Origin of the sequence: Dolichospermum sp. UHCC 0315A, assembly GCF_008121535.1 — a bacterium.
GTDB classification, from domain to species: domain Bacteria; phylum Cyanobacteriota; class Cyanobacteriia; order Cyanobacteriales; family Nostocaceae; genus Dolichospermum; species Dolichospermum lemmermannii.
The window spans coordinates 4,763,424-4,779,370 of record NZ_CP043056.1 but is presented as its reverse complement, the minus strand read 5'-3'; the positions used below and the strand labels follow the sequence as shown (position 1 = coordinate 4,779,370).

The 15,947-nt window shown below is 38.6% G+C and carries 18 protein-coding genes and 4 pseudogenes; 8 read left to right on the top strand and 14 right to left on the bottom strand.

Annotated elements, in window-relative coordinates:
• Positions 1-173 precede the first annotated feature (173 nt).
• The 4 genes from BMF77_RS22735 to BMF77_RS22725 are packed head-to-tail and all read left to right on the top strand — an operon-like array spanning position 174 to position 963.
• Positions 174-398 (top strand): hypothetical protein, encoded by a 225-nt coding sequence (locus BMF77_RS22735; protein ID WP_148766043.1) that lies wholly within the window; start codon positions 174-176, stop codon positions 396-398.
• The gene (locus tag BMF77_RS27455; protein ID WP_210422248.1) at positions 395-547 is read left to right on the top strand and encodes a hypothetical protein; all 153 of its coding nucleotides are present in this window, start codon (positions 395-397) and stop codon (positions 545-547) included. Before BMF77_RS22735 ends, BMF77_RS27455 begins: the two co-directional genes overlap by 4 nt.
• 6 nt (positions 548-553) lie before the next feature.
• On the top strand, positions 554-772 hold the full coding sequence (locus tag BMF77_RS22730; protein ID WP_148766041.1) for a type II toxin-antitoxin system HicB family antitoxin: 219 nt from the start codon (positions 554-556) through the stop codon (positions 770-772).
• Between the two features lie 2 nt (positions 773-774).
• The gene (locus BMF77_RS22725) at positions 775-963 is read left to right on the top strand and encodes a type II toxin-antitoxin system HicA family toxin (protein ID WP_148766038.1); all 189 of its coding nucleotides are present in this window, start codon (positions 775-777) and stop codon (positions 961-963) included.
• On the opposite strand, the gene bioF is transcribed toward BMF77_RS22725, so the two are convergent.
• The 3 genes and pseudogenes from bioF to BMF77_RS22710 all read right to left on the bottom strand — a co-directional run.
• The gene (bioF, locus tag BMF77_RS22720; protein WP_148767186.1) at positions 960-2,144 is read right to left on the bottom strand and encodes an 8-amino-7-oxononanoate synthase; all 1,185 of its coding nucleotides are present in this window, start codon (positions 2,142-2,144) and stop codon (positions 960-962) included. The two genes, BMF77_RS22725 and bioF, sit on opposite strands and share 4 nt — an antisense overlap.
• A 6-nt stretch (positions 2,145-2,150) precedes the next feature.
• Entirely contained in the window at positions 2,151-2,792 is a 642-nt protein-coding gene (gene ruvA, locus BMF77_RS22715; RefSeq protein WP_148766036.1) for a Holliday junction branch migration protein RuvA, read from the bottom strand.
• Positions 2,789-3,139 (bottom strand): annotated as a pseudogene (locus tag BMF77_RS22710) (HAD-IIB family hydrolase); the annotation flags it as partial. The gene ruvA and the pseudogene BMF77_RS22710, both read right to left, overlap by 4 nt.
• A 51-nt stretch (positions 3,140-3,190) precedes the next feature.
• Between BMF77_RS22710 and BMF77_RS22705 the strand changes: the two are divergent.
• A complete protein-coding gene (locus BMF77_RS22705; protein ID WP_148766034.1) occupies positions 3,191-3,967 on the top strand; it encodes a sucrose-phosphate phosphatase in 777 nt (258 codons plus the stop codon).
• A gap of 3 nt (positions 3,968-3,970) precedes the next feature.
• Here BMF77_RS22705 and BMF77_RS22700 read toward each other — a convergent pair whose 3' ends face one another.
• From BMF77_RS22700 to BMF77_RS26990, 8 genes and pseudogenes are all read right to left on the bottom strand, one after another.
• Entirely contained in the window at positions 3,971-6,382 is a 2,412-nt protein-coding gene (locus BMF77_RS22700; RefSeq protein WP_148766032.1) for a pentapeptide repeat-containing protein, read from the bottom strand.
• A gap of 9 nt (positions 6,383-6,391) precedes the next feature.
• On the bottom strand, positions 6,392-7,201 hold the full coding sequence (locus BMF77_RS22695) for a toll/interleukin-1 receptor domain-containing protein (protein ID WP_148766030.1): 810 nt from the start codon (positions 7,199-7,201) through the stop codon (positions 6,392-6,394).
• A complete protein-coding gene (locus tag BMF77_RS22690) occupies positions 7,194-7,649 on the bottom strand; it encodes a hypothetical protein (RefSeq protein WP_233467002.1) in 456 nt (151 codons plus the stop codon). The genes BMF77_RS22695 and BMF77_RS22690 overlap by 8 nt, the downstream gene beginning before the upstream one ends.
• Positions 7,650-7,955: 306 nt before the next feature.
• Positions 7,956-8,153: a hypothetical protein gene (locus BMF77_RS22685; RefSeq protein WP_148766026.1), complete on the bottom strand. Its 198-nt coding sequence runs from the start codon at positions 8,151-8,153 to the stop codon at positions 7,956-7,958.
• A gap of 297 nt (positions 8,154-8,450) precedes the next feature.
• Positions 8,451-9,779 (bottom strand): annotated as a pseudogene (locus BMF77_RS22680) (ABC transporter ATP-binding protein); the annotation flags it as partial.
• Positions 9,780-9,920: 141 nt separating this feature from the next.
• The gene (locus BMF77_RS27450) at positions 9,921-10,943 is read right to left on the bottom strand and encodes an IS982 family transposase (RefSeq protein WP_210422247.1); all 1,023 of its coding nucleotides are present in this window, start codon (positions 10,941-10,943) and stop codon (positions 9,921-9,923) included.
• Positions 10,944-10,946: 3 nt separating this feature from the next.
• Positions 10,947-11,768 (bottom strand): annotated as a pseudogene (locus tag BMF77_RS22670) (hypothetical protein).
• Between the two features lie 17 nt (positions 11,769-11,785).
• The gene (locus BMF77_RS26990; RefSeq protein ID WP_168204371.1) at positions 11,786-11,962 is read right to left on the bottom strand and encodes a hypothetical protein; all 177 of its coding nucleotides are present in this window, start codon (positions 11,960-11,962) and stop codon (positions 11,786-11,788) included.
• Between the two features lie 63 nt (positions 11,963-12,025).
• Between BMF77_RS26990 and BMF77_RS22665 the strand changes: the two are divergent.
• The 3 genes and pseudogenes from BMF77_RS22665 to BMF77_RS22655 form a co-directional block, all read left to right on the top strand.
• Positions 12,026-12,724: pseudogene (locus BMF77_RS22665) on the top strand (pyridoxal-phosphate dependent enzyme); the annotation flags it as partial.
• 111 nt (positions 12,725-12,835) lie between these two features.
• The gene (locus BMF77_RS22660; protein ID WP_148766024.1) at positions 12,836-13,612 is read left to right on the top strand and encodes a dienelactone hydrolase family protein; all 777 of its coding nucleotides are present in this window, start codon (positions 12,836-12,838) and stop codon (positions 13,610-13,612) included.
• A 139-nt stretch (positions 13,613-13,751) separates the two neighbouring features.
• Entirely contained in the window at positions 13,752-14,042 is a 291-nt protein-coding gene (locus tag BMF77_RS22655) for a formylglycine-generating enzyme family protein (protein WP_246863006.1), read from the top strand.
• Between the two features lie 193 nt (positions 14,043-14,235).
• Here BMF77_RS22655 and BMF77_RS22650 read toward each other — a convergent pair whose 3' ends face one another.
• The 3 genes from BMF77_RS22650 to BMF77_RS22635 all read right to left on the bottom strand — a co-directional run bounded on the left by BMF77_RS22650 (position 14,236) and on the right by BMF77_RS22635 (position 15,938).
• Positions 14,236-14,493 (bottom strand): hypothetical protein, encoded by a 258-nt coding sequence (locus BMF77_RS22650; protein ID WP_148766022.1) that lies wholly within the window; start codon positions 14,491-14,493, stop codon positions 14,236-14,238.
• A 319-nt stretch (positions 14,494-14,812) separates the two neighbouring features.
• Complete coding sequence (locus tag BMF77_RS22640) at positions 14,813-15,430, bottom strand: transposase (protein ID WP_246863005.1); 618 nt, start codon at positions 15,428-15,430, stop codon at positions 14,813-14,815.
• Entirely contained in the window at positions 15,399-15,938 is a 540-nt protein-coding gene (locus BMF77_RS22635; RefSeq protein WP_246863004.1) for an acyl-CoA dehydrogenase family protein, read from the bottom strand. The genes BMF77_RS22640 and BMF77_RS22635 overlap by 32 nt, the downstream gene beginning before the upstream one ends.
• Between the last annotated feature and the right edge of the window lie 9 nt (positions 15,939-15,947).

Below are 15,947 nucleotides of genomic sequence, written 5' to 3'. Positions count from 1 at the left end.
CTTTTCTTCTTTGCGTCTTTGCTCCTTTGCGACTACCCTACGGGATCTCTAAGAGAGATTGCGCGAAATAATTGTCTGGATCAGGATATCCACCGATTAAAGGATTAACATTGAGGTAAAAGATTAAGAGAGCGATCGCAGTATAATGTAAATAACTTTTACCCTATATTTCTATGACATTAACGGAAATTTTACCATCACTGCAAAAATTATCTCATCAAGAAAAAATCAAAGCTATTCAATTTTTAGCCACAGAATTAGCTAGAAATGAACAAAATCCAGATTTGCTTGAAAATGCTAAAACTTATGAAGTTTGGTCGCCTTATGATGCTTTTGCAGCGGAGAAAACTTTAACTGATATGTTACAGCAACATTTACAACCAAAAACAACTAAATGACATTAAAAAAACGCTGGCAATTTATTGAAAAATCGAATTCTTTAGGGGAAACTAGCTTAGTTTCTTATATTCCTTTGCGCTTATCATATCTAGGTCGCGCTTCGCTATCGCTCAAAAAAAGTTATAATTTAGAAAATACTCTTGATTAATATCTTATGCTAACTACATACACCGCAAAATATACCAAAATAAATAGTGGATATATGGGACAACTGATTGAATGGCAAGAAATCATTACCGAAGGAGAAACACTAGAAATCTGTAGAGCTATGTTACAAGATGCACTCAAAGAAATGATTCTTGCCTATCATCAGCAAAATAAAGAAATTCCCACAGGAAACTCTTTACTTGAACAAATTCCTGTAGAAGTATAATCATGTCCGTAAAACGAAAAGATTTAATTAAGTATTTGGAAGAAAATGGATTTTATTTATTGCGGGAAGGTGGCAATCATTCTATTTATACTAATGATGTAAAAACCATTCCCGTCAAAAGACATCGTGCAATTGATCGCATTACTGCCAATGCAATTTGTAAACAAGCTGATTTATTACCTAAATTTTAAACCTTATGGTCTAATTCTTCTATACTTTTGATCACTTCTACCAATTTCTCAAGATGTCCTAACTCATGGGTAGCCATGACAGATATTCTAATCCGACTGGTGCTAACTGTGGGGGGACGAATGGCTGGGGCAAAAATTCCTGATTCTCGCAAATGCTGTCCGGCTGTTAATGCGGCTGCTGCACTAGATAATTGAAAACATAATATCGGCGATTCTGTGGGGAATAACTTTAAGTTAGGTAAATTCTCTGTAATTAATTGTTTTAAATAATTGACATTTTGCCAAAGTTGCGATCGCCTTTCCGGTTCTTCTCGCACTATCTTCATAGCGGCTAAAGCTGCTGCTGTGTCTGCGGGAGAAAGGGCGGTGGTATAAATCCAACTGGGGGCACGATTGCGTAAAAAGTCAATCAGGGAGCTACTTCCGGCTACATATCCGCCTAAACTTCCCAAAGCTTTACTTAATGTGCCAATTTGAATTAATTCCCTCCCTGTACACCCAAAATGTTCTACACAGCCAGCGCCAGTTTTTCCCATGACTCCCGTAGCATGAGCTTCATCAAGTAGTAGCATACTCCTAAATTCTTCAGCTAAATCTAGCAGTTGGGGTAATGGACATAAATCACCATCCATGCTAAAGACGCTATCAGTGATGATCAAACAGCGGCGAAAATTTTTCCTGTGTTCCCGTAACTTTTCTTGCAGTACTGCAGTACCACCGTGCGGATATTCCATGACAGTTGCACCGCTGAGAATTGCTCCCTTTTTTAAGCTGGAATGATTATATTCATCAGATAAAATTAAGTCTCTTTTGCCGACTATGGCCGCAATTGTCCCTAAATTAGCTAAATAACCAGAACTAAATACTAATGCGTCTTGGGTTTGTTTAGTAGATGCTATTGCCTGTTCTAATTCTTTATGTATTTCTCGATGTCCACTGAGTAATCTAGAACCTGTACTACCAGTGCCGAATTGTTGAATAGCAGTAATGGCGGCTATTTGTAAGCGTTCATCTCCTGCTAATCCTAAGTAATCATTACTGGCAAAATTAATAACCTCTTGCCCAGATAAGACCACAGTTGCACCGGGTCGGCTGTGAATAGTTTGCACGCAACGATACCAGTCAGCCCGATGAATAGTGGCGAGAGATTCATTTATCCAAGCATAGGGATTATTATTGATCATGAATTAGGAACACTCTACTTCACTACTGCTAAGATAAGCGATCGCTTGTCTAATCCAATCTTCCACATAGGCATTTTTGGGTAAACCAATATTTTCGCTAACTGTGTGCAAAGCGTGACTGACTTCATGGGCAGTATATCCCAAAGCGAAAAGAGTCATTTGCACTTCTTCTAAAATTCCTGGTGCGGGTCCCCCTGTAGCCACAAAGAAGCCCGCTGATTTGCGCCATTCGATGAGTTTACTCTTTAGTTCTAAACAGATGCGTTCAGCGGTCTTCTTGCCCACTCCAGGGGCTTGAATGAGCATTTGGATGTTAGCAGCGACAATGGCTTGGACTAACTCTGGTAATTCCATTGTATCCAAGAGAGCGATCGCTAATGCCGCACCAATACCGCTAACACTGAGCAAATGGCGAAATAAATCCCGTTCGGAAGGAGAAGAAAAACCGTAAAGCATGGGTACTTCTTCCCGAATCTGGTAATGGGTAAAGATTTGGATCACATCCCCAGTAGATGTTAACTGGTTGGACAAACGCTGGGGAATTTGTAAATCGTAACCTGTGCCATTGACTTCTAAGGTCAAGATGACGCGATTAGGAGTAATGGCTTGGACACCAGCAACGATACCTTTAAGATAGCTAATCATTCTAGGAAACCAAAATATTTTAAACCTTCCATAATCCCAGCAGCACAACGGTTTTGGGCGAGGTAACGGTAGTCCGCAGGATGCTGATGATACCATTGGAGTAACTCTGGACGAGCATTCCCGACAATGATTCCCCGTTCCTGACCGACAGCGAATAAAGCTATATCATTACCCGAATCGCCACAAACAACAGTCTGCTCGGCTGCAAATTTCCACTTCTGTCGTAAAAACTGCATTGCTTGACCTTTATCGCTGGTATGGGGTAAAATGTCAAGGTCAATTTCACTACTATAGATTAACTTTATATTTAGTTGAGTTTTTTGCAACTCGGCCTCAAGTTGTGGTACAGTCAGGTGTATTTGGTTTGAAAACGACTATATATAAGGAGCATACTGTCTGTGACTCAATTTCTTCTCATTACCGATCTTGATCACACCCTCGTGGGTGATGATCAAGCAATGGAAGGACTGAATCGCAAATTAGAACTATATCGTCAGCAACACAATACAAAAATTGTTTACTCCACTGGGCGATCGCTATATCTGTATCAGCAACTAGAACAACAACAAAATCACAAACAAATAGCACTTTTACAGCCAAATATACTCATTTGCGCCGTAGGTACAGAAATTTACTCTTATAATCATCAAGGTAAATTGATTGTTAATAATCAGTGGTCAGAGAATCTATCTGAAGATTGGGATAGAGAATTAGTTGTAAAAACAGCTGCCAATTTTACTCAATTAAAACCACAGCCGGAAAGTGAGCAAAGACCTTTTAAAGTTAGCTATTTTCTCCAAGAAAAAACTGCTCTACAAATAGTATCAGACTTAGAAAAAGCCTTACTCCAACAAAGTTTAGATATCCAAGTTATTTATAGTGATAACAAAGACCTAGACATCCTACCACGTAAAGCAAACAAAGGTATGTCCATGACCTTTGTACGCGAATATTTAGGAATAGAACCAGCCAAAACCGTTGCGTGTGGGGACTCTGGTAATGATATTGCCCTCTTTGCCAATAGAAAAGAAAAAGGTATTATTGTTGCAAATGCTAAACAAGAATTACTAGATTGGCACAACGAAAACCCAAACGAAAATCGTTACTTAGCAAAAGCTGAGTTTGCGGCAGGAATTGAAGAAGGTTTAAGGCATTTTGGATTTTTGGGAGAATAAAACTTAATAGTTCCGTTTTTTTTGATTCAACCAGCTTATTTCTTCATCCATTGAAGCTCCTAATTCTTTTAAAGCATATATTTGGGCATCATCTAAATTTTTAACTCCAGAAATATTCATACCCTGGTACGGTTTATCAAGTTCTATGGTGTGAATACTTGTATTAACTTTGCCCTCTACATCCCAAAACTTAATAGTCTGATCTTGTCCACAACTAATAAGTCTTTGTCCATCAGGAGTAAATACTATAGATTCTACAGCACTTTTATGTCCTTTGAAGGTCTTGATGTATTTGAATTCATACTTATCTTCTTGCTGACTTCCTTTTATTTCCCATAGTGTAATAATGCGATTATGTCCAGCACTAGCAACAATTGGTTTTGTGGGGTTACACGCAACAGAAAGTATTCTTTGACCTTCATTCACATAGCATAGTTTATTCACCTGGGTATTCTCATTATCAGAATTAACCTCCCATAGTATGAGTTGTCTATCAAAACCACCGCTAACCAAAAGGTATCTATTTTGTGATTCTTGTTTTTCTGAAGACAATGAACTTTGAGTGTTTGTAATAAAAGCAATACTATGAACTTGATCTTGATGACAACTCTCCTTTTCTCCCAAAACGGAAGACTGCTGATTATTGTCTACAATTTTTATCATACGAATAGTTTTATCACGACTGCTACTAGCTAAATAACGACCATCTGGACTAAAAGCTAGGGATAACACTCGGTCGGTGTGATTCATAAATTCGGATAATACTTTTATATTATTCAGATTTCCTAGATCCCATAGAATAACTATATTATCATTCCCTGCACTAGCTAAAATATTTTCTGTAGGATGAAAAGCAACAGATCTAACACGTTTAGTATGTTTTGTGTTTAGTAGGTGGTTTATTTGTGATGTATTTTCTGCTTCAGGATTTATAAGATTCCAGTTGTTATCTTTAAACTGCCAAAGACCAATAGTCTTATCTTCACTAGCACTAGCTAAAAGTGTTCCATCATGGTTGAAAGCTACTAACCAAACCCAATCCTTATGTTTGGAAAGGGTGTAACTAGGGATATGTGTGCGATCATTGTAATTCCAAATATGAATATTATTATCTTCACATCCACAAGCAAAAATTGATTGATTTTCATTGTTACTAAATGCCACTGACCAGAGGCGATTAGCGTATCCTCTCAAATTATCTTGACATTTCCATTTTTTTTTGTCTTGATCCCAATCCCAGAGTTTGACAATGCGTCCATCACCACCGCTTATAAAAAATCGAGGTTTAGCAGTGTTAGGACTAAATGCAATGCTTCTGATCAAATGTGTATGACCATTTTGGTCTTGGTTTTCTGAAAGAGAATTATCCAATGTGCTAATCAGTTTCCATTTGTCTCCAGTTAAATCAAACAGTAGAATTTTATGCTCACTATTATTAGGTTGATTCTTACAAATACATCCAATTGCAAGAATACTCCCATCGCAACTAAATGCTAGTGTACGTATTTCGCTAATATATTTTGTATATTCATAGTCTTTTTCAGATCCGTTTTCAATATAGACTAGCTGGAATTGTAAGTCTTGTTTATTGTTAGTATCGAAAATTTTCAATTTTCCATCTTCAGATCCAGTGGCTATAATTTGTTTTGTTGCATTAAACGCAATACAACGTATTAATTTTTCATGCCTCTTACGTTCTTGGTAGAATATTTGAGGGTTACGTGTACTTAAATCCCAACCAATAAAATCTCCCTCTTGGCTACAACTATAAAGAGTTCTGTCATCAATAAAAGTCATACAATACACATTACTGATGGGCAAACGTATTGTATCTTTCTCTTTAATTTTGTAGAAAGTTATTGCATTTCCATCTCCTCCAAATGCCAGAATATTGCTTTCAGGATCAAGGCTAAAGGCTACTGATAATACACGTCCTGTTTCACGCCATGAGTTGGTTTCCTTAAAATTGAGTTTGCCTGAAGCAAGGTTTTCAATCTCGAACAACTTAACGCTACCATCTTCTGCTGCTAATGCAAATCGTTGAGAATTTGTCCCTGAACTAAAAGCCACTGACCAAATCTGATTTCCTGCTCCCTTTTCAAAAAAACACAGAGCCAAGTTTTCTGTATTATGTACTCGAATTAATCCATGAGCATCGCCTGTAGCAAAATAATTACCATCAGCATTAAAAGCAATGGAGTGAATACATCCTAAAGGTTGAGTAAAAATACAGTTCTTCAGGTCAGAGTCATTAAAATCCACTCCTGTTAAGATAGCGTCTCGGAAGTCAACACCCCAAATATCTATTTCTGATAGATCCCAGTATTGAAAATCTTTTTCCGAGTATAATTGCAACAATAAGTTGAGAATATTTCCTGCTGTATAGTTGTTTTTCAGAAATTTATGTTTTTCCATAGTGTCTTATTAATTTAACAATAGTTGTTGGATTATATTAACAATTTCGTTTTTACTTTTTCCTTTTTTTTCTAGCTTATTTTTAATTTGATTCATAATGTATTTATTTATCAGTAATTCTTGAGAATTTCTATATGCAGTAAAAATAGGAATTTTACCCAATCGAGGCAATATTTTATTTTTGTTTTTATCATTATTTTCTGCAATAGCATCAACTAAATCATCAACTAAATCATCAATAATTTTTTCAATAGCATCAAACCATATTGTAGCGTCTGCGTAGGGATTATCCTTTCTATCATAAATATCTTGAATTACTAAGTCTACTAACTTTTCCTTATTCGGTATTTTTCCTGGCTTTATCTTTATCTGTTCTGCTGAATAATCTTCTGGTTTCTGGCCTTTTATGCCCCATTGTAATAAATCTAAAACACGTTTATTGACAATTTTATTGACTATCTCACCGTCATAAATATTTATATAATTGAATTCTTTCAAAAAAAGCATATCCTGTGGCAAGTCGGACACTCCTGGCAATAACACAGGAATTACTGGTATATTCTGTTTTAAACACATTGACAAAATTACTTTTAATTCCAGTCCTTGCCACATTCCTAATCCACTTTTTCCAATAAATATAGCGGCTGATTTACTTAATGGAATTCCTTTTTGTATTGCATCTTGAAATAAACTTCCTGGACGAATTTCTTCTCCATCTAACCACGAGGTTATACCACGCTTTTCAAGTGCTTCATAAATAACTTTAACTACAGGCTTATCTATACTATTGTGAGCTAAAAAAACATCAAATTCAGCCATTGTTCACTTCCTTTTGTTTTTCCTTGACTCCAGCAATTTCCGCTAATGCGTTGGCATATTTTTCCAAGTCTTTCCTCAGTAATTCTAACTCAGCCCGCAATTTTGTTTCTTCAGACCAATTGCGCTCATGTTCTTTCGCACTCAGATGAGGAGGACGCTGTGCTTCCCATGTTTGTAAGAGAGGATGCCACTTAGCAAGGAAAGGACGCAAACCGTTATTTAAGACTGCGATCGCAATTCCTCCCACTGAATCAATTGATGCTCCCACATCAGGACCTGCTTCCTTTAAAACTTGTCTGGTTACAGGAAACAGGTTGTATAAAGATGTCAAAGCTTCCCGTAAAAGTCCTTGGTCAGTTTCTAAAGGCTGTACTGCAATGCGGGTAACAAGTTCAACAGAAAGTGACCAGGCGGCTTTGCGTTCTGTTGGATCGGCTTCCCATTCCACAGAACCAATACTAAAAGGAAGACTGAATGATACTTTTTTTTTTGATTTTGGCAGGGTCAGATTTAGGCATAATAAGTGAAGTTATGTAAAACAATAATCTTAGTTAAGCATCACATAATTTCGCAGGATTTTAGCTAAATATGTCATATTACTTAAAAATCAAACTTTAGATAGTGGACAGGTAAGACGAGAGTATCAAATTGCAGTTCTCGGTAATGAATAGGCGGAACTGCTTGCAGCAGCGCTTCACTATCGCCCTGTAAAGTAGACTATCTTTGTCCCATATTGTTGACGATGACTTTGCACTTAGCGCAGAATTGACGAATGATCCCGTAGGCGCTGATTTTCTGCCCTTAATTCTTTGACTTCTGATTGTAACTGCTCTATTAAATTTAGTAATATCTCTACTGGATGACGCATTGATTCGTCTGCAATCCCTTTTGGCTCGATGGTTTGCAGTAAATTTGATATTAATTTGTCACTTTCAATAATTTTTTGCGTCATCTCTCCTATTCTATGACACTGTGTGTACCTCGTTGCACTTATTTTCCTCTGTTACCCCTATTTATTGAGCCGATACCGAAAATGTATATGTAGGGCTTGCTGAATAAAGCTAAAACCGTTTATTAATAAAGGTTTTACAGATTTTTATCTCAAAAAAAATGCACCTATTTTGGGACACCATCAGCCAAAATAGGTGCATTTTTCCTTATCGGATTTGGAAAATTGAGGATATCCATATAGCTAAAACTGTTCCCAGTTAAGAGTTCCCTGCCTTCACAGACAACTTATTCAGCTCTGTCAACTGTCACTTGCTATAGCTGCTACTGGCAAAAATCCACCGGCTTGCATTTGCCATAATCTGTGATAAGCTCCACCCTTAGCCAATAGTTTAGAGTGTGTACCATCTTCAATGATGCGACCTTGATCAAACACCAAAATCCGGTCTAAATGAGCGATAGTAGATAAACGATGAGCTACTACAATGACAGTTTTTCCATTCATTGCTGTGTCTAGAGTATCTTGAATCGCTTTTTCGGTAATGGAATCAAGGCTAGAAGTTGCTTCATCTAAGATTAAGATAGGTGCATTTTTGAGGATAACGCGAGCGATAGCGAAGCGCTCCGTAGGAATCGCAATTCGTTGTCTTTGTCCCCCAGAAAGTTTAACACCACGTTCCCCCACCAGAGAATCATAACCCTCCTTTATCTGGGTAATAAAATCGTCAGCATAAGCTTTTCGTGATGCTTCTATCAATTCTGCTTCTGAAGCTTCTAAACGTCCATAGAGAATATTTTCCAGCAAACTGCGGTGAAACAGAGAGGGATCTTGAGGAATCAAACTAATTTGCGAATGTAAGGCTTCCTGAGACATATCTTTGATATCTACCCCATCAATTAATATTTGTCCCGATTGGGGGTCAAATAAACGCAAAATCAGATTGACAAAACTAGATTTCCCAGAACCAGAAAAACCTACCAATCCGACTCTTTCACCTGGTTGAATAGTGACAGAAAGATTATTAAATACGGTCTTTTCTAATGAGTAGCCAAAATGCACCTGTCGAAACTCAATGCTACCTTTAGTGATCGCATGATCTATAGCATTATCCCGATCAATAATTTCATGGGGTTGAATGATAGTATTCACACCATTGGCGATATTACCAATATGTTCAAACAATTCCAGAAACCGTTTGCTTAAATTGCGGGCTTCACTAATGATTAACAGTGACAAACTGGTAGCAACAACAAAGTCAGCCGTAGCAATTTTTCCTTGACTCCAAAGAGAAAGTGAGTAATATAGAGTACCGATTTTCAGAACGGCTGCTGAGATAAACTGAAACCAGCGGATTCGTTCAGAATACCAGTTAGACTTTCTTACCTCTTTGAGTTCACTCTTTAATTGGTCGTTCAAATAGCGGCGTTCAAAACCCAAACGAGCAAAAAGTCTGCTACTGGTGAGACTTGTCACCGAATCTACAATAATGCCAGTGGTTTCACTTCTAGCTGCGGCGGCTTTGCGGGCATAAATTCGACATCGAGTTGCTAACCAGAAAGAAATACTGATGAACAAAACTGCCCAAATCCCCACAAATGCAGCCAGGGGAGGATAGGTGCGATACAACCTGAGTTCGATATAAATAATCATCCTGAGAACTAATTATATCAGGCTTTTCTCAATTAGCAATGATTGTTGACAATAAATAAACAAGAGAAAACAATCCAAAATTGAATATTTTGGACTCATAATTTAATTGCATGAAAATAATTAAATTAATAAAGCTGGTAGAGAAGTTACTTCATGTTTATCTAATTTTAAAGAAGGTTTTTTATCTTGCCAAGTATAAGCAATTAAACCAGTGGTCGGTGAGCGAAGCCGAACCGCAATAATATTAACCATAAAATTAGAAATACTGCGATGACGAGAATGAACAACTTGGGAAATATTTTGATAGCCTGCGTGGCGTAGCCATAGTTGGTCGTTGACAGTTTCGATTAAAGCTCTTTTTCTTAACATAAATTTTTCCCACAATTCAACTAATTTGTTCTTCATATTCTTCTTAAAAGGAGTAATTAATTTCACATCATTTTCCAATAGTTTCTGAAATAAACTTTTAGAAATATATCCTTTATCTCCAAAAAGTCTTCCCCATAAATTTTGTGCCAAAGTAGGAACTGGTTTCCGGTCATCAACATTTCCGGGAGTAACTTGAAAAGCTAATAATTCGCCTTGTTCATTAATAATTAAATGAAGTTTAAATCCAAAGTACCAATCCACAGAACTCTTGCCCCAGCCCGATAAGCCACGGAAAACTTTATTTCTTTTTGCTCTTTTATTATGACAAATAGGAATACCCATGCTGTCAATAAAAGAGATGCCACTACATTGACCTTTTCGACTATTAAGATAACAAATTAAAGGCAGCAAAGCATCAGGCATTAATTCGGCTATAATCAGTCTGGGCGTTTGCAATAATGTGGCAATCTCATCTGGACAATCAGCAATTAAATCAGCTTTGTGAGTTTCCAATTCCTCCCTACTTCCATAGCCATAAGTCACACCAATTGCAGCAATATTATTTTTCTTAGCTCCAACGATATCATATAAGCGATCTGCTTGCAGCAGCGCTTCGCTATCGCCTACCATAACAACAGTAGAAGCTGAAAGACTTTCCCTCTCTATAATGTAAGAAATTAAATCACCTTTCACACTTCTATTACCATCTAATTCACTACCATAAACACCATCAAACAAAGATGCTAAGAGGCCTCCACAAAAAAGATGATCCAATAACTATACTGGTTTAGTAAAAATTTCCACAAACCATTTTTTGAGATTAGGGAGGCGGTGAATCTGTGTTTCAAGTTCTGCCATCGCTAAAGTTGTGAGTTTAACTCAGTAAGGAGTAAAGCTTGTCTACCAAATTGACAACAGGATTTTTACCCTTAAATGTGAGAGTTTGAGCAAAATTCAGTACGGTTTCAACAGTATCAAGTAAACTACCATTCCAATGTTGTTCTAACCAACCAAAGCAGCGTTCTATTGGGTTGTACTTGCTGTGATCAGGCGGATAATAGGCGAGTTGTAAATTCAGTTGAGATGATCTGGAAAAATCGACAATCCGCTTCATAAACTGACTCCGACGAGAATGGTTTTCCGGTCCATTATCTTGATTAATTACCAGTTTTTGAATGTGAGTAAAACGGTGTTGGACAGTTTGCCACCAGCTTTCGAGTAAGTCAACAATACAATCAGCAGTTAATTTGGAAGTAACGAAAAATAAAAATAACTCATTGTACTCAGGGATAAAAATACCATAGGGAATTAGAGTTGTCTCAGTGGGGAAGTCGTAGTCTAATGAGACTGTTGGCATCCGAGTTGTACCACCACGGTCAAATTCTCCCACCTTGACTGCCATATCGGCTGACCACTCTCCAATTCCTGCATCCCTTTCCTGATGGTACGTCTATTCCATCCTAACTCTCGTTCTACTAAAGTCTGTCCACCTATTCCCAATCCTTTAACTACTTCTGCCATGAATTGTCTTCGATCGCTTCCCTTGAGTTTTTTGGCTGTTTTTATGTACAGATATTTTAGGTTCTCTGTTAGTTCAATGATAGATTTTGGACGCATTAGGTTAGCTGCACACTGAAATTATCTTCTCTCATTATAGGATCAATCATTCTGTGGAGTTCTCTAACTACTTCTGCCATGAATTGTCTTCGATCGCTTCCCTTGAGTTTTTTGGCTGTTTTTATGTACAGATATTTTAGGTTCTCCGTTAGTTCAATGATAGATTTTGGACGCATTAGGTTAGCTGCACACTGAAATTATCTTCTCTCATTATAGGATCAATCATTCTGTGGAGTTCTCTAATTCTCACCATGCCAGATACTATGAGCTTAGAACGGCGAGCGATGCTCAAAGCCTACGGCGCACAGTTGGAACTAACTCCGGGTATTGAAGGGATGATAGGAGCTATCCGACGGGCAGAAGAAATTGTTGCCTCCCTCCCCCATGCCTTTATCCCCCAACAATTCGTTAATCCTGCCAATCCGAAAATTCACCGAGAGACAACAGCCGAGGAACTTTGGGCAGATACCGATGGAGAAATTGACATTGTGGTGTCTGGTGTTGGTACTGGAGGCACAATTACCGGGATAGCAGAAGTCATCAAGCCCCGTAAACCCAGTTTTCAAGCTATTGCTGTCGAACCGTCCGCTAGTCATGTCTTGACCGGTGGTTCGCCAGGGGGGCATCAAATTCAAGGGATAGGCGCTGGGTTTATTCCCAAAGTGCTGCGCTTGGAACTGATTGATGAAGTGATTTCTGTTACCGATGAAGATGCGATCGCCTTCAGTCGCTGTTTAGCTACAGAAGAAGGATTACTATCGGGCATTTCTTCTGGAGCAGCCTTGTGGGCAGCGATTCAGGTGGGTAAACGTCCAGAGAATGCCGGGAAATTAATCGTGCTGGTACAACCTAGCTTTGGTGAACGTTATCTCAGCACCGTCTTATTTAGGGATTTAGCAGATGTTCAGGTGGCTGCACTTGATCCTGTCCACTCCTAGTCTGCATCTACAGAGATCCCCGACTTCTTGAAGAAGTCAGGGAAATTAAAATACTATAATTCGATAGACTTATAGTAGTATAAGATTGGAAGATCACAGATTATTACCAAAATGAGTACATTAACCCAAACAGAGATTCGTACCTCTAGCGTCAAAATTCCTAATCAAGATTTGCAAATAGACGCTTATCTGGCTGAACCAGTAAATGCAGGGAAATTTCCGGCTGTGATTGTGGTACAGGAAATTTTCGGGGTGAATATTCATATTCGGGAAGTAACAGAGAGATTAGCACAAGAAGGATATGTTGCGATCGCTCCTGCTATCTTCCAACGCCAAGCGCCCGGTTTTGAGGCTAAATACACCCCTGAAGATATTCAATTAGGCAGACAATACAAAGAACAGACCAAAGCCGAGGAAATATTAAGCGATATTCAGTCCACAATTGCTTATCTAAAAACCCTCCCTAACGTTAATGCTGATGCGATGCCTGCGGCGAGCGAAGCTATCGCATCTATTGGTTTTTGCTTTGGTGGACACATTGTTTATTTAGCAGCCACTCTCCCAGAAATTAAAGCTACAGCCTCTTTCTACGGTGGCGGTATTCCTAACTCTACTCCCGGTGGTGGTGAACCGACAATTACTCATACCCCAGATATCAAAGGGACTCTTTACGCCTTTTTTGGGACTGAATATCAAGGCATTCCTCCAGAACAAACAGAACAAGTTGAAGCAGAGTTACAAAAACACAACATTCCTCACCAAGTTTTTCGCTATCCTGCTGAACACGGATTTTTCTGCAACCATCGAGCTAGTTACAACGCCGAAGCTGCTGCTGATGCTTGGCTCAAAGTTAAAGAACTATTTCACAAACAACTACAAACAGTGTAAATATCATGACTTATGGTGACATATTCCACATACTCACTTATGCCTTGCGGCACGCTTGCGCGAACAGGTGAGTGTGGGCTTCTCAACGACTCCTAATCCGGACATTGATTGAGCTTTAAGACCGTGTGTCCCACGGTTCTTGATATTTACAGATGTAGGTAGTTTTCCTCCTAATGCTTTTGGTTTATACGATATGCACGGGAATATTTGGGAATGGTGTCAAGACGATTGGCATAATAATTATATAGATGCGCCTAAAGATGACAGTGTTTGGACAAGTCAAAGCGGTAATATTAAGATGCTGCGCGGTGGTTCGTGGGACTACGATCCTGAGGATTGCCGTTCTGCTTATCGCAACGACCTCAACCTCGACAGCTTCCACAACAATATTGGTTTTCGGGTTGTTTGTAGTGGTGCGGCGAGGACTTAGTAGCCCTTTGCACTCTTGCACTTTTGCTCTTTGCTCTTATTTTCTTTACCCTTCAAAGCGTAGTGGAACGGAGCGATCTAAAAAATTTTATTTGAAAAAGCGGTTACTCCCGGTTCGCGCATTTTTTTGGAGATAAAGAGGTGGAAAGAGGTTCAGGTATCCAGAAATATTCTACATTAGGTAGGCAGTAAAGTCAAATCAATCTTTTCTTAGTTTTGTTAGCGATAGCTTTTACAGAAAAGAAATTTAGTTTGCCCAAAAACCCAAACAGGTTAAAATTCCGTTTTATAACCCCCTCACGATGAGGTAATTCTTGTGGCTGTAATTCCCATATATCAACTATTTCCTGTTCTTTTTCATCTAATAATTGGCAAGGAAGTAGTAGTTGAGAATGATGCCCAATTAACCAAGGCTCTCCATTTAGTAATTCTCTTTCTATTTGATCAAACATAAAATCACCTCCAACAATTTTCCTATTTTGTGTGAATCTTAAAATGAACTACCCCTGGCTAACTTCGTTTGAGCCAGGGGTTTCTACATCCCCTAGCGGAGCCTGAGATTTTTGACGCTTCGCACGACCTAGTTGCTTCATACTTCCAGCATTCTTGCGTTTGCTGGTGTTTGAAGTAGAGCTAGAATCATCCACGTCTAAGAGGCTAGTACCGCAGGGCGGAATTAAAAATTAAAAATTAAAAATTAAAAAGCAGATGGTATAAGCTTTTCAGGGATTTTTAATGGTTGCTTAACTTACGCCGTATTGTACTAGTACATCACGGCGTAAATAAAGCAACCATATTCAAAGCTTTGGCACTCATGTTTTTGACTTGTAATTTTTCAGTAACTACCGTGCTATTACCGCTGATTATTAGTGTAGTTTCTTGGTGAACAAAGTTCTGACGTTGGTTAGCAACTTTTCTCGAAAGTTTACTAACTAACTTTTGCGTTTTCTTCCACCTTCTAGAAGCCTTAACTTTCTTTTTGACCCTTGAGCTTCGCTCAGGGTCAACAGTGAGCGAAGCCGAACTGTTGAAATTGGGAGAACGTTTTCGACGTTTTGATTTACCCAACTCTTGATTTTTTTGTTCTGCTTTTCGGAAAAACCGAGGTGCAGCCACTAAACCATTTTCTTCACCATTTGTCCAAGCAATTGCATCATTACAACCTAAATCAATTGCCATAACACCATTATCAGTTTTGCGGCTATTCTTTAACAAAGTATCATCAATTTCTAAGATGATGGAAGCATACCATTTACCATTGCGGTTAACGATATCTAAAGCTTTAGGATGCCCCCAAAGTCTAGCCTTACCACGCATTTGGATTTGACCAATCTTTGATAATTCTAAATAGCCGTTATCACCTGTACTGTGTACTTTCCTGATTTGCATATAGTAAGGCTTCAATTTCACCAACAGATGTTTGAAAATGAGGTAAACTTGCTAAACTTGTACCTAAATTGCTAGGTAATCGCTCATTCAAATATTTAACTAACCAATTTCGTGCTGCTGTTGCTACCCCTTGATACAAAGCACTTAAAAATAAACTCCCACCTGCCAGCATTAAGGGATCAGGTTTTGACTCAGCCTTGACAGGATGCACATCTAAGTCATACTCTGTGGGAATGCAGACATTCTCTAAAATCAGGTCGTGACTGCCTGTAGCTCTCATTCCCAAATGATCCCAAGTTTCCACAATCTTCACCCCTGGAATGTCACGGGGTACTAAAAAACTCCCTACTTGCGCTTCTTCATCATCTGTCCGCGCCCAAACTACGAAGTAACGCAAAATTGGGCTACCAGTAGTGTATTGTTTATGACCTGTTATTGACCAACCATCAGATGTCCGTTTAGCGATCGTTGCAGGTAATCCTCCCCTGGCTGGTGTACCTAATTCCATTGGTGACAA

Excerpts from the sequence above, each read along its gene's own strand:
- BMF77_RS22735 (WP_148766043.1), top strand. The coding sequence starts at position 174 with ATGACATTAACGGAAATTTTACCATCACTGCAAAAATTATCTCATCAA.
- BMF77_RS27455 (WP_210422248.1), top strand. The coding sequence starts at position 395 with ATGACATTAAAAAAACGCTGGCAATTTATTGAAAAATCGAATTCTTTA.
- BMF77_RS22730 (WP_148766041.1), top strand. The coding sequence starts at position 554 with ATGCTAACTACATACACCGCAAAATATACCAAAATAAATAGTGGATAT.
- BMF77_RS22725 (WP_148766038.1), top strand. The coding sequence starts at position 775 with ATGTCCGTAAAACGAAAAGATTTAATTAAGTATTTGGAAGAAAATGGA.
- ruvA (WP_148766036.1), bottom strand. The coding sequence starts at position 2,792 with ATGATTAGCTATCTTAAAGGTATCGTTGCTGGTGTCCAAGCCATTACT.
- BMF77_RS22700 (WP_148766032.1), bottom strand. The coding sequence starts at position 6,382 with ATGGAAAAACATAAATTTCTGAAAAACAACTATACAGCAGGAAATATT.
- BMF77_RS22695 (WP_148766030.1), bottom strand. The coding sequence starts at position 7,201 with ATGGCTGAATTTGATGTTTTTTTAGCTCACAATAGTATAGATAAGCCT.
- BMF77_RS22685 (WP_148766026.1), bottom strand. The coding sequence starts at position 8,153 with ATGACGCAAAAAATTATTGAAAGTGACAAATTAATATCAAATTTACTG.
- BMF77_RS26990 (WP_168204371.1), bottom strand. The coding sequence starts at position 11,962 with ATGCGTCCAAAATCTATCATTGAACTAACGGAGAACCTAAAATATCTG.
- BMF77_RS22660 (WP_148766024.1), top strand. The coding sequence starts at position 12,836 with ATGAGTACATTAACCCAAACAGAGATTCGTACCTCTAGCGTCAAAATT.
- BMF77_RS22650 (WP_148766022.1), bottom strand. The coding sequence starts at position 14,493 with ATGTTTGATCAAATAGAAAGAGAATTACTAAATGGAGAGCCTTGGTTA.
- BMF77_RS22640 (WP_246863005.1), bottom strand. The coding sequence starts at position 15,430 with ATGCAAATCAGGAAAGTACACAGTACAGGTGATAACGGCTATTTAGAA.
- BMF77_RS22635 (WP_246863004.1), bottom strand. The coding sequence starts at position 15,938 with ATGGAATTAGGTACACCAGCCAGGGGAGGATTACCTGCAACGATCGCT.